Below are 22445 nucleotides of genomic sequence, written 5' to 3' on the forward strand. Positions count from 1 at the left end.
CCCCTGCATTGATTCAGGCACACGACAATGTAATGCCGACCTATCTCGCACTATCAGGAAAAACTGCCGAACCCGAGCTCCCACCGTCTGTCAGACCGTCTAGGCTCAACAACTCCACGCTCGCTCGAGGTCTTATCGATGACTCAAGAACCACTTGTTCGCGAAGCAGAGGTGGCCGCATTCCGCGACGCCGTCTTGACCAAACTCACCTACGCGGTGGGTAAAGACCCGGATCACGCCTTCGACCACGACTGGTTCGAAGCCATCGCCCTGGCGGCACGTGATCACATGGTCGAGCACTGGATGGATCACACCCGGCAGATCTACCGCAAAGGGCAGAAGCGGGTTTATTACCTTTCCCTGGAATTCCTCATCGGCCGGCTGCTCTACGACAGCCTGAGCAACCTTGGCCTGCTCGACGTCGCCCGTGCAGCGCTGACCGAGCTTGGCGTCGACCTCGAACGCATTCGCCTGCTGGAGCCCGACGCGGCCCTGGGCAACGGCGGCCTCGGTCGTCTGGCGGCGTGCTTCATGGAAAGCATGTCGACCCTCGGCATTGCCGGTCACGGCTACGGCATTCGCTATGAGCACGGTTTGTTCCGCCAGGCCATTGTCGATGGATGGCAGCAGGAGCAGACCGAACACTGGCTGGATTTCGGCAACCCGTGGGAATTTGAACGGGCGGAGGTCGTTTACCCTATCGGCTTCGGCGGCGGCGTTGAAACCGTCATCGATGAAAACGGTAAATCCAAGCAAGTCTGGACCCCGGTGGAAACGGTGCGTGCGATTGCTTACGACACCCCGGTGGTCGGCTGGCGCGGGGCGAGCGTCAACACACTGCGTCTTTGGCGTGCCCGGGCGATGGAAGATTTGCACCTGGAGCGCTTCAACGCCGGTGACCACTTGGGTGCGGTAGCGGAAGTGGCTCGCGCCGAAAGTATTTCCCGCGTGCTTTATCCAGCGGACAGCACCGAAGCCGGCCAGGAACTGCGCCTGCGCCAGGAATACTTCTTCGTCGCCGCGTCCTTGCAGGATTTGCTGCGCCGCCATCGAAACATGCACACCTCGGTGCTGACCCTGGGCGACCACGCGGCGATTCAGCTCAACGACACTCACCCCTCGATTGCCGTGGCTGAATTGATGCGCCAGCTGGTCGATGTCTACGACGTGGCGTGGGATGCGGCGTGGCAAGTCACCGTTGACACGCTGTCGTACACCAACCACACGCTATTGCCCGAAGCGCTGGAAACCTGGCCGGTCGGTTTGATGGAGCGGATGTTGCCGCGGCACATGCAGATCATTTACCTCATCAACGCCCAACACATCGACTCCCTGCGCGCCAAAGGCATTCATGACTTTGACGTATTGCGCGCTGTATCGCTGATCGAAGAAGACAACGGTCGCCGTGTGCGCATGGGCAACCTCGCGTTCCTCGGCTCCCACAGCGTCAACGGCGTGTCCGGGCTGCACACGCAGCTGATGCGCAAAACCGTGTTCTCCGAACTGCACAAGCTTTACCCCGACCGGATCAACAACAAGACCAACGGCATCACCTTCCGCCGCTGGCTCTACCAGGCTAACCCCGAACTGACGTCGATGATGGTCGATGCCCTCGGGCCTGATTTGCTGGATAACCCCGAAGAGCGCTTGCTCGACCTGGAACCGTTCGCCGAAAAAGCTGCGTTCCGCAAGGCATTCGCCGAACAGCGGCTGCACAGCAAGAAAGCCTTGGCCTACCTGATTCACGAGCGGCTGGGGGTGGCGGTCAACCCGGCGGCGATGTTCGACGTGCAGGTCAAACGGATCCACGAATACAAACGCCAGTTGCTCAATCTTATGCACACCGTCGCGTTGTATCAGGCAATTCGAGCCGAACCGGAAATCGACTGGGTGCCGCGGGTGAAGATCTTTGCCGGCAAGGCCGCCGCCAGTTATCACCAGGCCAAGCTGATCATCAAATTGACCAACGACATTGCCCGGGTGGTGAACAACGACCCGACTGTGCGCGGCTTGCTCAAAGTGGTGTTCCTGCCCAACTACAACGTCAGTCTGGCGGAGAGCATTATTCCGGCGGCGGATTTGTCGGAACAGATTTCCACCGCAGGCTTCGAGGCTTCCGGCACCAGTAACATGAAGTTCGGCCTCAACGGCGCACTGACCATCGGCACCCTGGACGGGGCCAACGTAGAAATGTCCGAGCGCATTGGCGTCGAACACATGTTCATCTTCGGTCTCAGTGCGCAGCAGGTCGAGGCGCGCAAACAGAACCACGAGTTCAATGCGACACCGGACATCGCGGCGTCCCATCGACTCAATGACGTGCTGCAAGCGATTCGCGGCGGGGTGTTCTCCCCGGATGATCCGTCCCGTTACACCGGGCTGATTGATTCGCTGGTGGACTACGATCGCTTCCTGGTCTGCGCCGATTTTGACGCTTACTGGAATGCGCAGATGCGCGTCGAAGCCCATTGGCACGATTCCAAGGAGTGGTGGCGCTCGGCGGTGTTGAACACGTCGCGGATGGGTTGGTTCTCTTCAGACCGGACCATTCGCGAGTACGCCACGGATATCTGGAAAGCACTGGAGTAACTTTTCGCAATAATTGCATGCACGGCCCGGCGGGTGTCGGGACTGGCCGATATACTAAGCAGCGGTTACACCGGATAGCATGCCTTGGCGATCCATTGTGGGAGCGAGCCTGCTCGCGATAGCGGACTGACATTCAATATTGATTCTGAATGTCAGTCCGCTATCGCGAGCAGGCTCGCTCCCACAGGTTTGTGTGGTTTCACACTAAACTTTGCCAATGCTGTCTTTCCGGAATCGCCCTATCGCGGGGTTGCTTAAGGATATCGACCATGCAATGGATTTTCGTGCTGATCGGGCTGGCGTTCGGTTGGATTCTTGGCTGGATATTCGACGAATCGTTCGACGATGCGCTGTTGGGCGCGTTGCTCGGCTTGGGTATTGGCCAGGCTATCCGCATCGCCCGTTTAGGTTCACAAGCTGCCAGGCAGCACCTTCTGCTGGAGCAGACGCAGGTTGCGCTGAGTGCAGTGCAGCAACGCCTGGCCTTGCTGGAGGTGTCAGGCGTCAAAGCGCCTGAAACCAGCGAGCCGGCTGCAAGCGAACCCATTGGGCCTTCTGATTTTGCCCACGACGAAACCCCTGTCGAAACCCCGGAACTGATCTGGGACCTCCCCCCCGAACTCGAACCGATCACCGCTATGGCAACTGACACCAGTCAGCCACTGCCTGTCGACGCCTGGAAACCCGAGCCGCAAGCCCCCGCCACCCCACGCGTCCCTAACCTCTTTGATCGCGCCATCAGCGGCGCCCGCGCCTGGCTGTTCGGCGGTAACACCGTGCTGCGGGTCGGCGTGGTCCTGTTGTTCCTCGGTCTGGCCTTTTTATTGCGGTATGCGACCGAAGGCATGGTGGTGCCGATCGAGCTGCGTTACGCCGGCGTCGCGGCGTTTGCGTTGGGGCTGCTCGGTTTGGGTTGGTGGCTGCGTCATCGCAATGCCAATTACGCGTTGATGCTGCAAGGCACCGGCATTGCCGTTTTGTACCTGACTGTGTTCGCCGCCATGCGTTTGCATCCGCTGCTGGATCCGACGGCAGCGCTTGGCCTGCTGGTGGCGGTGACGGCGTTCTCAGCGATTCTGGCGATCACCCAGGATTCATTGGCGCTGGCCTGCGCAGCAGCGCTGGGCGGTTTTGCCGCGCCGATTCTGACGTCTACCGGTGCCGGCAGCCACGTCGCGCTGTTTAGCTACTTCACCTTGCTCAACGCCGGCATCCTCACCATTGCGTGGTTCAAGGCCTGGAGATTGCTCAACCTGATCGGCTTTGCCGGCACGTTCAGCATCGGTTTCGCATGGGGGCTGCGTTCCTATACGCCGGATTTGCTGTGGAGCATCGAGCCGTTCCTGATTGTGTTTTTCCTGATGTACCTGGCCATCGGTCTGTTGTTCGCCCGGCGCAAATTGCTGGCAATCAGCGATGCACCGGAAGACGACAGCCGCGAGGCGTTGCTGCACTGGTCGGCGCGCAAGGGCGATTACGTCGACGGCACTCTGCTGTTTGGCCCACCCGTGGTGGGATTCGGTTTGCAGTTCACGCTGGTCCAGCACATTGAGTTTGCTGCAGCCTTTAGCGCATTGACGTTGGGCATGATTTACCTGGGCCTGACCCGATTGCTGGTGGGAGGCCGCGCATTGTTGTTGGCAGAAACTTGTTTGGCACTGGGCGTGATCTTCGCCAGTCTGGCCATTCCGTTGGGGCTTGATGCGCGCTGGACGTCTGCTGCCTGGGCCGTTGAAGGCGCCGGGATCTTCTGGCTCTGCCTGCGTCAGCAACGACCCACGGCACGAGCTTTTGCCTTGCTGCTGCAACTGGGCGCAGCGGTGGCGTTTATCCGCGAGCTGCGACTCGGCGAAAGCAGCCTGCTCGACGGCGCACCGTTGGGCGCGTTGATGCTCGGCATGGCGTTGCTGTTCAGCTTCTATCAATTGCGCAACGCGGCACCTGGGCAGACGGTGGAATGGGAGCGCAAAGGGAATGCGGTTCTGGCATGCCTCGGTTTGATGTTTCTCTACCTGCTGGCGCCCTTGTTTTTCTTCACTCAGGGCACCGCGATCAGTTGGGCGCTGGCCGGTTTGGCGACGTTGTTTGTCGGCCTGCGCCTGCAATCGCGCACGTTCCTGTTCACCGCGTTTGTCGTGCAATTGCTTGGCGGTGCGTTGTTCCTGCTGCGGCTGGAAAGTAGCGGGGGTGAGTCTGCGGCGGTGTTCAGCGCTGGCTGGAGCGGTTTGCTCAGTGCCTCGCTGATCGGTCTGGCGTTGGTCGCCGGCATGCTGCTGGCGGCGCGGGATGAGATGGTGCGCAGCGACGTGCGGCTGCTACTCGGTGTGTCGGTGGTGTTGCTGGCCGGTCTGGTACTGATCAATCTGGCCGTTCTGTTCGTCCTGCCGTGGCAAACCGCGAGTGCGGTGTGGGCGGCCAGTGGTTTGTTCATCATCTGGTTGAGCCTGTTCCTGAAGCTGCGCGTCAGTTTTGTCTTCGGTTTGCTGTTGCAGGTGATTGGCGGCGCGGCGTTTGTGCTGGCAGGGCCGGCCCTGCTCGGACCGTTGGCCAGTGAAGGTTTGAATCCAATGGCGCACAGCGGTTTCTGGACGCCGTTGGCATTGGGTTCGGCGGCGCTGGTCGGTGCCTGGCGCTTGCAGGTCGGCAATCATGCTTCGGCGTTTGATGTGCTGAGTTTGAGGCGGCTGTCCGAAGTGCTGCTGTTGTGGGGCGGGGGTTGGTGGGCGTTGGCGTGGATCAGTGAAGTGCTGCGTTTTGCGCCGGTCAATCTGCAAGCGACGCTGTTGCTGGTGGTCGCCGCAGTCAGCGTGGCGCTATGGACTGCGTTGGCGCTGCGCTTGAAATGGTCCTCGCTGGGTTTGCTCTGCACCTTGCTGATGCCAGTGGCCGGCGTGGTGTTGTGCGCGGCGTGGCACTCGCGTTATCACCCGGCGGCCAGTTTTGGCTGGCTTGCCTGGGCGGCGGTGTTCGTCGTGCATTTCGTCTCGCTGAAGCGACTGGCGCCGATGCTGCCGGCGCGAGCTGTGAGCACGGCGCATGTGCTTGGCTGCTGGTTGTTGATTGGTGTGCTGGCGCTCGAACTGCGCTATGGCTTGCTACTGTTGTCCGAACAATACAACGCCTGGCGCTGGTTGGGCTGGGCGATTCTGCCAGGCCTGTATCTGGTGCTGATGGCTGCGCCACGCAGTTGGCCGTGGCCGGTATCGGCGTATCCCCGCGAATACCGACTGTATGCGGCGGCACCGCTGGCGCTGCTGATGCTCGGCTGGTTCTGGCTGGCGAACGTCGCCAGCGACGGCACCGCCGAACCACTGCCGTACGTGCCGTTGATCAACCCGCTGGAGTTGGGCCTGCTGTTTGCGCTGTTCGGCATCTATATCTGGTCGCTTGGCGCCGTGACGCAACTGGCGATCCGCAAGGACTACACCGAAAACGCCACGCAATTGATCGCAGGGGTTTCACTGTTTGCTTTCTTTACCGCATTGGTGATGCGCACGGCGCACCATTGGGGCGGTGTGCCGTTCGAGTTCGATGCGTTGCTTGAATCCATGTTGGTTCAGGCCGGCCTGTCTATCGTCTGGACCCTGATGGCGCTGAGCCTGATGATCGGCGGTCATTTGAGCCGTCGTCGCGAGGTCTGGCTGATCGGCGCGGCGTTGATTGGCGCAGTGGTGGCCAAGCTGGTCTTTGTGGAATTGAGTAACCGCGGCGGGCTCGCGCGGATCGTGTCGTTTATCGGCGTTGGCGTGTTGCTGCTGGTGGTGGGCTATTTCGCGCCGCTGCCGCCCAAGCGTGTCGAGGCTGCGCCGGATGTGGAAAAACCGGCACCGGAAACCGAAGGAGTGTCGTCTTGAGTCAGAAGCTGAACCTGGGCTGGTGGGGCGCGGTTGCGCTGGGTGTGACGCTGTCGGTCAGCGCGCAGGAGCAACCGGCGGACTTCACCACTCAAGTGCTGTTGTCTGTGAGCGGCGAAGGCCCATGGTATCGCCTTGATTTACCGTTAAGCGTGCAATTGAAAGCGCGGCAAACCGACCTCAGTGATGTGCGTGTCTTCAACGCCGCCGGTCAGGTTCAGGCGTATGCCGTGGCAAGAGAGCCGGCCCAAACCCGCGAAAATCGCGCTTTGACTGATGTGAAGTGGTTCCCGCTGTACAGTTCGGCAGATTCTACCGAGCACGCGCCCAGCGTGCGGGTGCAGTCAACTGCCAGCGGTGCGCTGGTCGAAGTGCAGCCGTCCATTCAGCTGGAAGCGGGCGAAGAAGTGCTGCGCGGCTGGTTGCTCGATGCCAGCGCCATCAAGGCACCGTTGCAGCAATTGGTCCTCGACTGGACCAGCGAACGCGAAGGCTTCCAGCAATTCAGCATCGAAGCCAGCGACGACTTGCAGCATTGGCAGTCGTGGGGCAGGGGGCAGGTCGCACGGTTGACGTTTGCCGACGAACGGGTCGAGCAGCATGAAGTCGCTCTGCCGGGGCAATCGGCACGCTATCTGCGCCTGTTGTGGAGTTCGCCGCAGTCGGCTGCAACGCTGACGTCGGCGCAGCTGGAAAGTGCAAGCAGACGCAGCCTGCCGCTGCCGTTGGTCTGGTCGCAACCGTTGGCCGGCAGCAGCGTGAAGACCGGTGAATACACCTGGCAATTGCCGATGGGGCTGAATGTCGAGCGGGTGCAGGTTGAACTGAGTCAGCCCAACAGCTTGGCACCAGTCACCTTATCCGGTCGCCGCGAGAGCAGCTTGCCGTGGCAGCCGCTGGGCAGTGGCTTGCTGTATCGCCTGACCCAGAATGGCCAGGACGTGGTGCAGAACGAATTGCAACTGCCGGGGCAAACCGTACAGCAGTTGAAGCTGGTTGTGGACGAGCGCGGTGGAGGCCTGGGTGCCGAGGCGCCGACGGTGAAGTTTGCCGTGCGTCCGACGCAACTGGTGTTCCTCGCGCGCGGGCCAGAGCCTTATACGCTGGCGTTGGGGAATGCGACAGTGAGGGCAGCGAGCTTGCCATTGTCGACGCTGATTCCGGATTACAGTGCGCAGAAGTTGGCGACATTGGGTAAGGCTGTGGTGGAGGGCGGAGTGCAGGTGACGCCTGCATCGAGGGTGACCACTGGCACGAACTGGAAGAAATTCGGGTTGTGGGCGGTGTTGTTGCTTGGGGTGCTGGTTCTGGCGGCGATGGCGTTCAGCTTGCTGCGCAAGCCCCCCGTCAAACCCTGAAAGCGGGTGCTGCGCACCCATCGCCGGCAAGCCGGTCTCGCTCCCACAGTTGAATGCGCACCCATGTGGGAGCGAGACCGGCTTGCCGGCGAAAGCGGTTTATCGGTCGGTAAAAATGCCCGTTTCGAACTACGCTCAACCCCGCGCATGAACTCTCTTGGGTGTATCACGTCTGATAGGAGGAAATGCGCCTCGACTCGCGTTAAACTGCGCGGGTTTTTAGCCCCCCATTCCACCGGAGCCTTCCATGTCCCGCGTTACCTTGAGTCGCTATTTGATTGAGCAGACCCGTAGCAACAACACGCCTGCCGATCTGCGTTTCCTGATCGAAGTGGTGGCGCGTGCTTGCAAAGAGATCAACCACGCCGTGTCCAAAGGCGCCTTGGGTGGTGTTCTGGGCAGCATGGGCACTGAAAACGTCCAAGGTGAAGTGCAGAAAAAACTCGACGTGATCTCCAACGAGATCCTGCTCGAAGCCAACGAATGGGGTGGTCACCTGGCCGGCATGGCGTCCGAAGAAATGGACAATGCCTACCAGATCCCGGGCAAATACCCGAAAGGTGCGTACCTGCTGGTATTCGACCCGCTGGACGGTTCGTCGAACATCGATATCAACGCGCCGGTCGGTACGATTTTCTCGGTGCTGCGTTGCCCGAACGAATACCTGAGCCAGAATGAGCCCTTGAACGAAAAGGCTTTCCTGCAGCCAGGCACCGAGCAAGTGGCTGCCGGTTACGCGATCTACGGTCCACAGACCATGTTGATCCTGACCCTGGGCGACGGCGTAAAAGGCTTCACCCTGGACCGTGAAATGGGCAGCTTCGTGCTGACCCACGAAGATATCAAGATCCCGACCTCCACTCAGGAATTCGCGATCAACGCCTCCAACCAGCGCCACTGGGAAGCGCCGGTACAACGCTACGTCAGTGAATTGCTGTCTGGCGAAGAAGGCCCGCTGAAAAAGAACTACAACATGCGCTGGGTCGCCGCGATGGTCGCGGACGTGCACCGCATCCTGACCCGTGGCGGTCTGTTCATGTACCCACGCGACAGCCGCGAGCCGTCCAAGCCGGGCAAGCTGCGTCTGATGTACGAAGCCAACCCGATGTCGTTCCTGGTTGAACAGGCTGGCGGCGCCTCCACCGATGGCCATCAGCGCATCCTCGACATCAAGCCAGACGGCCTGCACCAGCGTGTTGCCGTGTTCCTCGGTTCGAAAGAAGAAGTCGAACGCGTCACGGCTTACCACAAGGCATAAACCATGACCGCGCCCTGGCAGCCGTTGCTCGATTGGTGGTTCGGATCTTCCGAATCAGCGAACGAAACAGCGGCCGCCAAGGGCAAGTTATGGTTCGGCAAGCGCGACAGCCAGGACCTCGAAGCGCAGACGCGTTTCGGGGACTGGGTTGAGCAGGCACTGGCCGGCGGATTGACTGACTGGGCGCATCGTCCCCAAGGTTGGCTGGCGCTGGTGCTGCTGCTCGATCAACTCCCGCGAATGATCTATCGCAACACTCCCCAATCCTATTCCGGCGATCTCAGGGCTCAGGCACTGGTGGCGCAAGGCATTGCTGCGGATTTTGATCGGCAGTTGCGGCCTCTTCAGCGAGTGTTTATCTACCTGGTGATGGAGCATTGCGAGAATCTGGCGGTGCAGAACGAGTGCATCTCGCGTTACATCGATCTGCTGTCGCAGCAGCCGGAGGCGGATCGAACACTGTTTACCGACTATCTGGACTATGCCGAGAAGCATCAGCGGGTGATTGCTGAATTTGGGCGGTTTCCGCATCGCAATGCGGTGTTGGGAAGGGAGTCGACGGCTGAGGAGTTGGCGTTTCTCGCAGGACCTGGGTCTCGGTTTTAGGTTTTCCTTGCGGCTGATGCCGTCATCGCCAGCAGGCTGGCTCCCACGTTGGGTTTGTGTCGTTCACAAATCCCCTGTGGGAGCCAGCCTGCTGGCGATGGGGCCAGTGAAAGCAACTTAAATCCGGAAGCTGCCGACCAACTGCTTCAACCGCGCCGCCTGCTGCTCAAGATCCGCACACGCACGCAAGGTCGATTGCAAGTTCTCCACGCCTTCCTGGTTCAGCGTATTGATCTCGGTAATGTCGACGTTGATCGACTCCACCACGGCAGTCTGCTCTTCAGTCGCGGTGGCCACGGACTGGTTCATTCCGTCGATTTCGCCAATGCGCTGCGTCACACTGCCCAGTCGTTCACCCGCCTGGTTGGCGATGCCGACGCTGCTTTCGCTTTGACGCTGGCTGTCAGTCATGATGCTCACCGCTTCGCGGGCGCCGACTTGCAGTTCCTCGATCATCTTCTGCACTTGCTGCGCCGAATCCTGAGTGCGGTGCGCCAGGTTGCGTACCTCATCCGCCACCACGGCAAAACCGCGACCGGCTTCGCCGGCACGAGCGGCTTCGATCGCTGCGTTGAGTGCCAGCAGGTTGGTCTGTTGGGAGATGCTGGTAATCACTTCCAGAATCTGCCCAATGTTGACGGTGTTGCTGTTGAGCGTTTCGATGTTGCCGCACGAATCGCTGATCTTCGCCGACAGCTGCTGCATCGCGGCGATGGTTTTATCCACCACTTGCTGACCGTCTTCGGCCATGGAGCGAGCGTCGCTGGAGTGTTGGGAGGCGAGCGCGGCGTTCTGGGCGATTTCCTGGGCAGCGGCACCCAGTTCGTTGATCGCTGCGGCCACGCTGCTGGTACGCGAGGCTTGCTGGTCGGAGTTGAACATCGACGAGTTCGACGCGGCCACGACGCGCAGCGCTACTTCGTTGACCTGGCCGGTGGCGGAGGACACTTCGCGAATCGAGGTATGAATACGCTCAACAAAACGGTTGAACGAGGTGCCCAGCGCGCCGAATTCGTCCTGGCCGTGGATGGTCAGGCGTTTGGTCAGGTCACCCTCACCTTCGGCGATGTCCTGCATCGCGCGGCCCATGGTCAGCAGCGGCTGCATCAGGACGCTGATCAACATGCCCAGCAACGCAATGATGATCACCACCGCGATGACCATGGCGATGATTGCCGAGGTGCGGAATTCGCTGAGCATCGAGAACGCGGTGTCCTGATCCAGCACCAGCGCCACGTACCAGTCTGCCGACGGCACGCCGTTGACGCGGGTGAAGGAGATGAACTGCTTCTTGCCGTCGATCTCGACTTCTTTCATTCCCGGGCTGACTTTCGGTGCGCCATTCGGGTAGGCGTCTGCCAGGCCTTTGAGCACCAGTTTGCTGTCCGGGTGAATCAGGATCTTGCCATCGGTGCTGACGATGAACGCATGGCCGTGGCCGCCGAAGTTCAGCGAGTTGATGATGGCGCTGACACTGGACAGGTCGATATCCGCACCGGCGACGCCGATCATCTGGCCCTGATACTTAACGGGTGTGGCAACGGTGATCACCAGTTTGCCGGAAGACGCGGCGATGTACGGTTCGGTGACGATGGTCTGTTGCGCACTGTTCGCTGCCTTGTACCAGCCACGGGCGCGAGGGTCGTAGTCGGCGGCACGATTGCCCGCCGGGACCGAAAACATCACACCGTCAGTGCCGCCGAAATAGCTCAGTTGGAAGTTGCTGGTGTAGGCCGGCAGGTCGATCGCGCGTTTCAGGCTGGCCTGTGCGCTGCCGTCCACGGCGATCTGCTGGGACAACGACTGCAGCAACTGGATGCGGCTTTCCAGCCAGGTCTGAATGTTGCTGGTAGTCAGGCTGCCGAGTTCCTGCATCGAGGATTCGGTACTGCTGCGCAGGGTCTGGCGCTGGCGATAGTCGTTGAACAGGATAAAACAGGCGAATGCAACGGCTACCACGAGGGCAGCTGCCAGCAGGATCTTGTGGCTGAATTTCATGTTTCTGGTCATTAAATGCACTACCGCGGAGGGGCTTGTCAGCGAGGGGGCGTCAATTGCCACAGTCGAGGGCTTTACGCTGCTTCTATGTCGACAGCCCAGCGCCAAAGATGAGGCGTCTTACGTAAAAATTGACGAAAACATCAATGGCTCAGGAAAGTTGCTTGTTTTTCGAAAATGGCAGACGAGCGGCCTGATAAATAGCGCGGCGGTCGGGGAACCAGATGGGGGTTTGCTCTTCTAAGCTTCTGCTTGGCAGCCATGCCATTCCCCTTCGCCCCAGGAGTTTCACCATGTCGCTGCGATCTCTCGCCTTGCTCTCGTTCTGCGTGTTGTTGGCCGCATGCAGCAAGGTCAATCAGGAAAACTACTCAAAGCTATCGACCGGCATGCCTAAGGCCGAGGTCGAAACGTTGCTGGGTAAGCCTGCTGATTGCTCGGGCGCACTGGGTATGTCCAGTTGCACCTGGGGCGACAAAAACAGCTTTATCAGCGTGCAGTATGCCGGTGACAAAGTATTGATGTTTTCCGGCCAAGGCCTGAAGTAAACCGGGGCGATACGCCCACGGGAGAAAAACAATGATGCGGTTATTACTTGTACTTTTTGCCGGCCTGATATTGGCTGGCTGCGCCACTTCTGGCAGTGATCAGTTGGCACCGAAAACCGTCAACAGCGTCAACCTCAAGCGTTACCAGGGAACCTGGTACGAGTTGGCTCGCATGCCCATGTATTTCCAGCGTGACTGCGCCCAATCCGAAGCCCATTACATGCTCAAACCTGACGGTAACATGGCGATACTGAACCGCTGCCTGACGGCGCAGTGGCAGTGGGAAGAGATCAAGGGCACGGCTTATCCACAGGAGCCGGGCAAAACCGACAAATTGTGGGTCGAGTTCGATACCTGGTTTTCTCGTCTGATTCCGGGTACGGCGAAGGGGCAATACTGGGTGTTGTACGTCAGCGATGACTACAAGACGGCCATTGTTGGCGACCCGAGTCGCAAGTACCTGTGGCTGTTGGCGCGAACCCCAACCGTCAATGGCGTGGTGCGTGAGGAGTTGCTGAGCAAGGCGCGGCAGCAGGGTTACGACACCTCGCGGCTGATCTGGCGTGCGTCGGAGACGCAGATGGCCAAGACCTCGAACTAACATCCACCGCAAAGCAAACCTGTGGGAGCGAGCCTGCTCGCGAAGGCGGACTGTCAGTCAACATCTCTGTTGAATGTGACGGCCCTTTCGCGAGCAGGCTCGCTCCCACAATTGTTTCCGGTGTCAGCCCAGTAGATCGCGCAGGACCTGGGTGAACGCGCGATTGCTTTCTTCTTCCCCGGCATGACGCCCGTCACGCACAACCCACTGGCCATTGACCAGCACATCGCGAACCTGGCGATCGCCGCCGGCAAACAACCAACGATTGAGAATTGCGTCGCCACTGGCGGTCGCCAGGTAGGGATCGTTGCCGTCCAGCACCAGCCAGTCCGCACGCTTGCCCACTTCCAGCGCGCCAATCGGCTGCCCCAGCGCCTGAGCGCCGCCATCGAGTGCTGCGTCATACAGCGTGCGGCCAACCATCGGCTGATCCGCGCCATACAGGCGATTACGTCGCTGATCGCGCAGGCGCTGGCCGTATTCCAGCCAACGCAATTCTTCCACCACGCTCAACGACACATGGCTGTCGGAACCGATGCCCATGCGCCCGCCCTGAGCGAGGAAATCCACTGCCGGGAAAATCCCGTCGCCCAGGTTGGCTTCGGTGGTCAGGCACAGCCCGGCAATGGCACGACTCTTGGCCATCAGGGTGACTTCTTCCGCATTGGCGTGAGTGGCGTGTACCAGGCACCAGCGCTGATCGACCTGAGTGTTTTCAAACAGCCATTGCAACGGACGACGACCGCTCCAGGTCAGGCAGTCCTCGACTTCCTTCTGCTGTTCGGCAATGTGGATGTGCACCGGGCATTGCTTGTCGCTGGCGGCCAGCACTTCGCTGATTTGCGGTGGCGTGACTGCGCGTAGCGAGTGGAAGCACAAGCCCAGGGATTGCGCCGGTTGCCGGGCCAGAAGCGGCTGCAAACGCGACTGGAGTTTCAGGTAGCTTTCGGTGCTGTTGATAAAGCGGCGCTGGCCGTCGTTCGGCGTCTGGCCACCGAAACCGGAATGGCTGTAGAGCACCGGCAGCAGGGTCAGACCGATACCGGCGGAGCTCGCTGCCTGGCTGATGCGCAGCGCCAGTTCGGCGGGGTCTGCGTAAGGCTGGCCATTGGTGTCGTGGTGCACGTAATGAAATTCCGCGACCGAGGTATAACCGGCCTTGAGCATTTCGATGTACAGCTGACGGGCGATCACACCGAGTTGGTCCGGGCTGATTTTTCCGACGAGGCGATACATCAAATCGCGCCAGGTCCAGAAACTGTCGTTCGGATTACCCGCCACTTCCGCCAACCCGGCCATCGCCCGCTGGAACGCGTGGGAGTGCAGATTCGGCATGCCCGGCAGCAGCGGACCGCTCAGCCGTTCGGCGCCATCTGCGTGGGAATCGGCCTGGAGATGGGTCAATACGCCCTCGACGCTGACCTCAAGACGTACATTATTGGCCCATCCACTAGGCAGCAGCGCGCGTTCGGCAAAGAAGGCGGACATGGTTCAGCACCCCATCGTGTGTTATTTGTATATACATATACAGACGTTTGCCTGCTCGGTAAACTCCGGCAAGCTAGCAACCTTTCCTAAATGAACAAGGATTAACCGTGCCGACTCCGCCCCCAGTGTCACCGTTGGCCGCGAACATGGGCGACAGTCCGGCGCCCTTGTACGCCCGCGTCAAGCAGATGATCACCCAGCAAATCGACAGTGGAAACTGGCCGCCGCACTACCGTGTGCCGTCGGAAAGCGAACTGGTCAGCCAGCTCGGTTTCAGCCGCATGACCATCAACCGCGCCCTGCGCGAAATGACCGCCGACGGTCTGTTGGTACGCATGCAAGGCGTGGGTACGTTCGTCGCCGAGCCGAAAAGCCAGTCCGCGCTGTTTGAAGTGCACAACATCGCCGACGAGATCGCCTCTCGCGGCCATCGCCACACTTGCAAGGTGATCACCCTTGAAGAAGAGGCCGCCGGCTCCGAGCGCGCCCTGGCACTGGATATGCGCGAAGGGCAGAGGGTTTTCCACTCGCTGATCGTGCATTTCGAAAACGATATCCCGGTGCAAATCGAAGACCGTTTCGTCAATGCGCTAGTGGCTCCGGACTACCTCAAACAAGACTTCACGCTGCAAACGCCTTATGCCTACCTCAACCAGGTGGCGCCGCTGACCGAAGGCGAGCACGTGGTCGAGGCGATTCTTGCCGAGGTATCCGAGTGCAAGCTGTTGCAGATTGAAAAAGGCGAGCCATGCCTGCTGATTCGCCGCCGCACCTGGTCCGGCCGTCAGCCAGTGACCGCCGCCCGCTTGATCCACCCCGGTTCCCGTCATCGTCTGGAAGGTCGGTTCCATAAGTAGAGAGTACAAATGAGGCAGTTAAAGGTTCTACGGGCAAAAGATTACCCACGCATGCCGTGGAAAAACGGCGGCGGCAGCACCGAAGAAATCACTCGCGATGCTGGCACGGGCCTGGACGGTTTTGGCTGGCGCCTGTCGATTGCCGACATCGGCGAGTCGGGTGGTTTCTCGATGTTCACGGGTTACGAGCGGGTCATCACCGTGCTGCAAGGTGATGGCATGACCTTGCGGGTGGAAGGTCAGGACACGTTGCCACTGTTACCGCTGACCCCGTTTGCCTTCAGCGGTGAGAGTGAAGTCTCCTGCACATTGCTCGGCGGGCCGATCCGCGATTTCAACCTGATTTATGCGCCGCAGCGTTACAGCGCGCGGTTGCAGTGGCTGGCGGGTGAGCAGCGGTTTTTCAGTTCGGCGGGCACGGTGCTGGTGTTCAGTATTACCGACGCATTGGAAGTGAATGCCGGTAATAGCGCTTCGCAACTGGGTCGCCATGATTGCTTGCGACTGGACGGTAACACCGGGTTGTTGGAAGTCTCCGTCAACGGCCCGTGCTGCGTGATTGAACTGACTGCACACTGAGTCAACACCTATTTTGTAGCAGCTGGCGCAGCCTGCGTTCGGCTGCGCAGCAGTCGTGAAATCAAACACTGCTGTCTTTCAGGATCAGCTCTCCCTCTGGTTTGCGACTGCTGCGCAGTCGAACGCAGGCTTCGCCAGCTGCTACCGATCTTATGTTGCCTTGGCGTTTCATATCCGTTTCCCAGCGCGCACCATCTTGTTACCGAACGCCCCAGTGTGGCGCAAAACCACACTCAAGTAACAGCCGTTTCCTCCTACGCAAAATTCCCCCAAAAAATTTCATCCCCCTCAGAGCCCTTGATTTACAAGCGCTCCAGCCTCCAAAAAACTTTTCTTGAACACCCATCCAACAAGTTGGCCGCTTGATTGCATATGCTTGTATGTACAAGTAAAGACGTATGCGTATGAGTCGACCGAGGCTCTCCGCAGCGTCCACTGATTCGCTTGTGGCGCGACGATGCGCACAAGCTGGCTTGCCCACTGCCCGGGTTGGTTTGAATTGATCGCTGAGGAGTCTTTTTCGTGACTGACAATACCCAGAAACCTACGCCTACGTTTACAAAGCGCCGCAACGTTGAAATCCGCGCCGCCCGCGGTAACACGCTGACCGCCAAGAGCTGGCTGACCGAAGCGCCGCTGCGCATGCTGATGAACAACCTCGATCCGGAAGTCGCCGAGAACCCTAAAGAACTGGTGGTTTACGGTGGCATCGGTCGTGCGGCACGTAACTGGGAATGCTACGACAAGATCGTCGAAAGCCTGACTAACCTGAATGACGACGAGACCCTGCTGGTGCAATCCGGCAAGCCGGTCGGCGTGTTCAAGACCCACAGCAACGCCCCGCGCGTGCTGATCGCCAACTCCAACCTGGTGCCACACTGGGCGAGCTGGGAGCACTTCAACGAACTCGACGCCAAAGGCCTGGCCATGTACGGCCAGATGACCGCTGGCAGCTGGATCTACATCGGTAGCCAAGGCATTGTCCAGGGCACCTACGAAACCTTCGTTGAAGCCGGTCGCCAACACTACAACGATGACCTGAAAGGTCGTTGGGTCCTGACCGCCGGTCTGGGTGGCATGGGCGGCGCCCAGCCTCTGGCCGCTACCCTGGCCGGTGCTTGCTCGCTGAACATCGAATGCCAGCAGGTCAGCATCGATTTCCGTCTGAACAGCCGTTATGTCGATGAGCAAGCCACCGACCTCGACGACGCACTGGCCCGCATCGAAAAATACACCAAGGAAGGCAAGGCGATTTCCATCGCTCTGCTGGGCAACGCGGCAGAAATCCTGCCGGAACTGGTTCGTCGTGGCGTGCGCCCGGACATGGTCACCGACCAGACCAGCGCCCACGATCCGCTCAACGGCTACCTGCCGGCTGGCTGGACCTGGGACGAGTACCGCGCTCGCGCCAAGACCGAGCCGGCTGCCGTGGTCAAAGCCGCCAAGCAGTCCATGGCCGTACACGTTAAAGCGATGCTGGATTTCCAGAAAATGGGCATCCCGACCTTCGACTACGGCAACAACATCCGTCAGATGGCCCAGGAAGAAGGCGTGGAAAACGCATTCGACTTCCCAGGTTTCGTACCGGCTTACATCCGTCCGCTGTTCTGCCGTGGCATCGGTCCTTTCCGTTGGGCCGCGCTGTCGGGCAATGCCGAAGACATCTACAAGACCGACGCCAAGGTCAAAGAGCTGATCCCGGACGACGCCCACCTGCACAACTGGCTGGACATGGCCCGTGAGCGCATCAGCTTCCAGGGTCTGCCGGCGCGTATCTGCTGGGTTGGCCTGGGTCTGCGCGCCAAGCTGGGTTTGGCGTTCAATGAAATGGTGCGCAGCGGCGAACTGTCCGCGCCAATCGTGATCGGTCGTGACCACCTGGACTCTGGCTCGGTAGCCAGCCCGAACCGCGAAACCGAATCGATGCAGGACGGTTCCGATGCTGTGTCCGACTGGCCGCTGCTCAACGCTCTGCTGAACACGGCGAGCGGCGCGACCTGGGTTTCCCTGCACCACGGCGGCGGTGTCGGCATGGGCTTCTCCCAGCACTCGGGCATGGTGATTGTCTGCGACGGTACGGACGAAGCGGCCGAGCGTATTGCGCGCGTCCTGCACAACGACCCGGCGACCGGCGTTATGCGCCACGCCGACGCGGGTTACCAGATCGCCATCGACTGCGCCAAGGAACAAGGGCTGAACCTGCCGATGATCACCGGCAAATAAGCACCCATGTAGCAGCTGCCGAAGGCTGCGTTAAGGGCCGAAGGACCTTCGTTCCGCGTTGGAGTGCCAGGGTCGCTTCGCAACCCGACGCAGCCTTCGGCAGCTGCTACAGGGGTTTAGTGAAACCAGAATAAGAACCCACAGAGGTTGAACCATGGCTGTTAACAACGATCGTGCAGGCAACAAACCGTTGATCGAGAAACGCTCGATCGACTACATCCCGGAAGCGGAGAGACACGGTCGTCTATTTAGCCAGTTCACCCTGTGGATGGGTGCCAACCTGCAAATCACAGCGATTGTCACCGGGGCTTTGGCCGTGGTGCTGGGTGGTGACGTGTTCTGGTCGCTGATCGGCCTGTTGATCGGTCAATTGCTCGGCGGCGGCGTCATGGCGTTGCATGCGGCGCAAGGGCCCAAGCTTGGCCTGCCGCAGATGATCTCCAGCCGGGTTCAGTTCGGCGTGTATGGCGCGGCCATCCCAATCGTGTTGGTGTGTCTGATGTACCTCGGTTTCACCGCAACGGGCACCGTGCTGTCCGGCCAGGCGTTGGGCCAGTTGTTTGGCGTCAGCGACAGTGTCGGCATCCTGATTTTCGCCAGTGTCATTGTGCTGGTGACGGTGCTCGGTTATCGGGTGATTCATTGGATCGGCCGTGTTGCCAGTGTCATTGGCGTGATTGCTTTTGTTTATCTGTTCAGCCGTCTGATGAGCCAGGTTGATGTTGGCGCACTGTTGCAAATCCGCCACTTCAGCTGGAGCAGTTTCTTGCTCGCGGTATCGCTCGCGGCGTCCTGGCAGATCGCCTTCGGTCCTTACGTAGCTGACTACTCTCGCTACCTGCCGAGCAAGATTTCCTCGGTGAAGACTTTTTTTGCCGCAGGCGCAGGTTCGGTCATTGGTGCGCAGGTGGCGATGGTCCTCGGCGTGTTTGCTGCCGCATCGGCCAACGGCCAATTCGCCGGCCACGAAGTGGCCTACATTGTGGGTCTGGGCGGTACCGGTGCCACCGCTGCGCTGCTGTACTTCAGCATCGCGTTCGGCAAAGTCACCATCTCTACGCTGAACTCCTACGGCAGCTTCATGTGCATTGCGACCATCATCAGCGGTTTCCGTGGTGATCTGAAAGTCACGCGCTTGCAGCGTCTGGTCTTTGTGCTGGTGATCGTCGGTGCGGCGACCCTGATGGCTTTGCTCGGTCAGCACTCGTTTCTCGGTGCGTTCAAGTCCTTCATCCTGTTCCTGCTCGCGTTCTTTACGCCATGGAGCGCGATCAATCTGGTGGACTACTACTGCATCACCCGTGAGCGCTATGACGTGCCGGCGCTGGCCGATCCGAACGGTCGCTACGGCCGTTGGAACGTCCTCGGTATCAGCGTCTATGTCTTCGGTGTGCTGGTGCAACTGCCGTTCATCTCTTCCAAGTTCTATACCGGTCCGCTGGTGGAAGCCCTGGGTGGTGTGGATATTTCCTGGATCATCGGTCTGGTGCTTCCAGCATCCCTGTATTACGTGTGCGCGAAAAAATGGCACGGCACAGTGCCCGATCAACTGATTCTGCCGGTCGAGCAGAGCAGCGATGTACAACCTAAAACAAGCGGGGCCGGTCGCGTTGCGACGCAGGCCTGATTGGACGTGGACAGGGCTGGATGCCTCTTGACTGCCGTAAGCCAATTCATGATTAGGAGCGTCACTACAATGAAATCGAACAAGACCCTGCTGACCACATTGCTTTCCATGGGCCTGCTGGCCAGTGCTGGCGCCACTCAGGCTGCCGGTTGGTGCGAGTCGGGTAAACCAGTGAAATTTGCCGGTCTGAACTGGGAAAGCGCCATGCTCCTGACTGACGTGATGCAAGTCGTGTTGGAGAAAGGCTACGACTGCAAGACCGACAGCCTGCCGGGCAACTCCATCACCATGGAAAACGCCCTGAGTAGCAACGACATTCAAGTGTTTGCCGAAGAGTGGGTCGGCCGCAGTGAAGTCTGGAACAAGGCTGAGAAGGCCGGCAAAGTGGTGGGTGTCGGCGCTCCTGTCGTGGGCGCGGTAGAGGGCTGGTATGTGCCACGTTATGTGGTCGAAGGCGACGCCAAGCGCAAGTTGGAGCCTAAAGCCCCGGACCTGAAAGCCATTGCTGATCTGGGCAAATACGCCTCCGTGTTCAAGGACCAGGAAGAGCCTTCCAAGGGCCGTTTCTACAACTGCCCGGCGGGTTGGACCTGCGAGCTGGATAACAGCGAAATGCTGAAAAGCTACGGCCTGGAAAGCACCTACACCAACTTCCGCCCAGGCACCGGCCCGGCGCTGGATGCCGCCGTGCTGTCGAGCTACAAGCGTGGCGAGCCGATCCTGTTCTACTACTGGTCGCCAACCCCGCTGATGGGCCAGGTTGACCTGGTCAAGCTCGAAGAGAAACCAGGGGTGAACAAGACCGTGGATATCAAGGTCGGCCTGTCCAAGACCTTCCACGACGAAGCCCCGGAACTGGTGGCCGTGCTGGAAAAGGTCAACGTGCCGATCGACATCCTCAACCAGAACCTCGGGCGCATGACCAAAGAGCGGATCGAGTCGCCAAAACTGGCCAAGATCTTCTTGAAGGAACATCCTGAAGTCTGGCACGCCTGGGTGAGCGAAGACGCAGCCAAGAAAATCGACGCGGCCTTGTAGGTCGGGCCTCTCCGGCTGCCGGCGACAGCAGTCGGACGCTTGATCGCAACCCCCTTGATTGAGAGTCTCTTATGTTTCCCGAAAGCTTTACCTTTTCCATCGCCGACTGGGTCAACAGTTGGGTCGATTCGCTGGTCACCAACTACGGCGACGTGTTCCGGCAGATCTCTGACACGCTGTTGTGGGCCATCGTCAATCTTGAAGGGCTGCTGCGCGCGGCGCCCTGGTGGCTGATGCTGGCCATCGTCGGGGGCGTTGCCTGGCACGCGACCCGCAAAGTCGTGACCACGGCTGTGATTGTCGGCTTGTTGTTCCTGGTGGGTGCGGTCGGCCTCTGGGACAAGCTGATGCAGACCCTGGCGCTGATGATGGTGGCGACGATCATTTCGGTGCTGATCGGCATTCCGCTGGGCATTCTTTCGGCACGCAGCAATCGCCTGCGTTCGGTGCTGATGCCGTTGCTCGACATCATGCAGACCATGCCGAGCTTCGTGTACCTGATTCCGGTGCTGATGCTGTTCGGCCTGGGCAAGGTCCCGGCGATTTTCGCCACTGTGATTTACGCCGCACCGCCGCTGATTCGCTTGACCGATCTGGGCATCCGCCAGGTTGACGGTGAAGTGATGGAAGCAATCAACGCCTTCGGTGCCAACCGCTGGCAGCAACTGTTTGGTGTGCAACTGCCGCTGGCCCTGCCGAGCATCATGGCCGGGATCAACCAGACCACCATGATGGCGCTGTCGATGGTGGTGATTGCCTCGATGATCGGTGCCCGTGGCTTGGGTGAAGACGTGCTGGTGGGGATTCAGACCCTCAACGTCGGACGTGGCCTGGAAGCCGGTCTGGCGATCGTGATTCTGGCCGTGGTGATCGACCGCATTACTCAGGCGTACGGTCGGGCACGGCACGAGGTGAGCAAATGAACAACGCGACCGTAAGCAAGATCGAAGTCAAAAACGTCTTCAAGATTTTCGGCAACCGTTCCAAGGATGCCCTGGCGATGATTGGCCAGGGCAAAACCAAAGACCAGGTGCTGTCCGAAACCGGCTGTGTGGTCGGCGTGAACGATTTGTCCCTGAGCATCGGCACTGGCGAGATCTTCGTGATCATGGGCCTGTCGGGTTCCGGTAAATCGACCCTGGTGCGCCACTTCAATCGCCTGATCGACCCGACCAGCGGTGCGATCCTGGTGGACGGCGTGGACATCCTGCAATACGACATGGAAGCCTTGCGCGAATTTCGCCGGCACAAGATCAGCATGGTGTTCCAGAGCTTCGGCCTGCTGCCGCACAAGACCGTGGTGGATAACGTCGCCTATGGCCTGAAAGTGCGCGGCGAGAGCAAGCAAATGTGCTCCGAGCGCGCATTGCACTGGATCAACACCGTGGGCCTCAAGGGCTACGAAAACAAATACCCGCATCAGCTCTCGGGTGGCATGCGTCAACGTGTGGGCCTGGCCCGCGCCCTGGCGGCGGACACCGACATCATCCTGATGGACGAAGCGTTCAGCGCCCTCGACCCGTTGATCCGCGCCGAGATGCAGGACCAGTTGCTGGAGCTGCAAAAGACCCTGCACAAGACCATCGTCTTCATCACCCACGACCTCGACGAGGCCGTGCGCATCGGCAATCGCATTGCGATCCTCAAGGACGGCCGCCTGATTCAGGTCGGCACTCCAAGGGAGATCCTGCATTCGCCGGCGGATGAGTATGTCGACCGGTTCGTGCAGCGTCGGGCTGCGGTGGTTTAAGAGATTTGCGGTGACTGTGCTGGCCCCTTCGTGAGCAGGCTCGCTCCCACATTGGAATGCGTACCCCTGTG

Annotated in this window: 16 protein-coding genes and 1 pseudogene; 14 read left to right on the forward strand and 3 right to left on the reverse strand. The window is 59.9% G+C overall.

Annotated features, from left to right (window positions below; genetic code table 11):
• The first annotated feature begins 138 nt into the window (after positions 1-138).
• The 5 genes from J2Y56_RS04375 to J2Y56_RS04395 all read left to right on the forward strand — a co-directional run bounded on the left by J2Y56_RS04375 (position 139) and on the right by J2Y56_RS04395 (position 9665).
• Positions 139-2589 (forward strand): glycogen/starch/alpha-glucan phosphorylase, encoded by a 2451-nt coding sequence (locus tag J2Y56_RS04375; RefSeq protein WP_007949009.1) that lies wholly within the window; start codon positions 139-141, stop codon positions 2587-2589.
• Positions 2590-2858: 269 nt separating this feature from the next.
• Entirely contained in the window at positions 2859-6443 is a 3585-nt protein-coding gene (locus tag J2Y56_RS04380) for a DUF2339 domain-containing protein (protein ID WP_310348838.1), read from the forward strand.
• Positions 6440-7801 (forward strand): DUF3999 domain-containing protein, encoded by a 1362-nt coding sequence (locus tag J2Y56_RS04385; RefSeq protein WP_310348841.1) that lies wholly within the window; start codon positions 6440-6442, stop codon positions 7799-7801. Before J2Y56_RS04380 ends, J2Y56_RS04385 begins: the two co-directional genes overlap by 4 nt.
• Before the next feature lie 247 nt (positions 7802-8048).
• Entirely contained in the window at positions 8049-9059 is a 1011-nt protein-coding gene (locus J2Y56_RS04390; RefSeq protein ID WP_007949006.1) for a class 1 fructose-bisphosphatase, read from the forward strand.
• A gap of 3 nt (positions 9060-9062) precedes the next feature.
• Positions 9063-9665, forward strand: a complete 603-nt coding sequence (locus tag J2Y56_RS04395) for a DUF924 family protein (RefSeq protein ID WP_310348843.1) — start codon at positions 9063-9065, stop codon at positions 9663-9665.
• 117 nt (positions 9666-9782) lie between these two features.
• Here J2Y56_RS04395 and J2Y56_RS28405 read toward each other — a convergent pair whose 3' ends face one another.
• The gene (locus J2Y56_RS28405) at positions 9783-10547 is read right to left on the reverse strand and encodes a methyl-accepting chemotaxis protein (protein WP_405046840.1); all 765 of its coding nucleotides are present in this window, start codon (positions 10545-10547) and stop codon (positions 9783-9785) included.
• 93 nt (positions 10548-10640) lie between these two features.
• Positions 10641-11675: pseudogene (locus J2Y56_RS28410) on the reverse strand (cache domain-containing protein); the annotation flags it as partial.
• Positions 11676-11956: 281 nt separating this feature from the next.
• On the opposite strand from J2Y56_RS28410, the gene J2Y56_RS04405 reads away from it, so the two are divergent.
• Entirely contained in the window at positions 11957-12211 is a 255-nt protein-coding gene (locus J2Y56_RS04405; protein WP_007949003.1) for a hypothetical protein, read from the forward strand.
• A 31-nt stretch (positions 12212-12242) separates the two neighbouring features.
• Positions 12243-12812 (forward strand): lipocalin family protein, encoded by a 570-nt coding sequence (locus tag J2Y56_RS04410; RefSeq protein WP_310348845.1) that lies wholly within the window; start codon positions 12243-12245, stop codon positions 12810-12812.
• A gap of 123 nt (positions 12813-12935) precedes the next feature.
• On the opposite strand, the gene J2Y56_RS04415 is transcribed toward J2Y56_RS04410, so the two are convergent.
• A complete protein-coding gene (locus tag J2Y56_RS04415; protein WP_310348848.1) occupies positions 12936-14300 on the reverse strand; it encodes a formimidoylglutamate deiminase in 1365 nt (454 codons plus the stop codon).
• A gap of 146 nt (positions 14301-14446) precedes the next feature.
• Between J2Y56_RS04415 and hutC the strand changes: the two genes are divergently transcribed.
• The 7 genes from hutC to J2Y56_RS04450 all read left to right on the forward strand — a co-directional run bounded on the left by hutC (position 14447) and on the right by J2Y56_RS04450 (position 22374).
• Positions 14447-15157 (forward strand): histidine utilization repressor, encoded by a 711-nt coding sequence (gene hutC / locus J2Y56_RS04420; RefSeq protein WP_177323450.1) that lies wholly within the window; start codon positions 14447-14449, stop codon positions 15155-15157.
• Between the two features lie 9 nt (positions 15158-15166).
• Positions 15167-15736 (forward strand): HutD family protein, encoded by a 570-nt coding sequence (locus tag J2Y56_RS04425; RefSeq protein ID WP_310348851.1) that lies wholly within the window; start codon positions 15167-15169, stop codon positions 15734-15736.
• A gap of 522 nt (positions 15737-16258) precedes the next feature.
• Positions 16259-17959 carry a urocanate hydratase gene (hutU, locus tag J2Y56_RS04430; RefSeq protein ID WP_007948996.1) on the forward strand — a complete coding sequence of 567 codons (1701 nt, stop codon included), beginning with the start codon at positions 16259-16261 and terminating at the stop codon, positions 17957-17959.
• 154 nt (positions 17960-18113) lie between these two features.
• On the forward strand, positions 18114-19586 hold the full coding sequence (locus J2Y56_RS04435) for a cytosine permease (protein WP_310348854.1): 1473 nt from the start codon (positions 18114-18116) through the stop codon (positions 19584-19586).
• A gap of 69 nt (positions 19587-19655) precedes the next feature.
• Entirely contained in the window at positions 19656-20624 is a 969-nt protein-coding gene (locus tag J2Y56_RS04440) for an ABC transporter substrate-binding protein (protein WP_007948994.1), read from the forward strand.
• 71 nt (positions 20625-20695) lie between these two features.
• On the forward strand, positions 20696-21547 hold the full coding sequence (locus J2Y56_RS04445; protein ID WP_310348857.1) for a proline/glycine betaine ABC transporter permease: 852 nt from the start codon (positions 20696-20698) through the stop codon (positions 21545-21547).
• A complete protein-coding gene (locus J2Y56_RS04450) occupies positions 21544-22374 on the forward strand; it encodes a glycine betaine/L-proline ABC transporter ATP-binding protein (RefSeq protein ID WP_007948989.1) in 831 nt (276 codons plus the stop codon). The genes J2Y56_RS04445 and J2Y56_RS04450 overlap by 4 nt, the downstream gene beginning before the upstream one ends.
• Positions 22375-22445 lie beyond the last annotated feature (71 nt).

The organism is Pseudomonas sp. BE134 (genome assembly GCF_031456105.1).
GTDB lineage: Bacteria > Pseudomonadota > Gammaproteobacteria > Pseudomonadales > Pseudomonadaceae > Aquipseudomonas.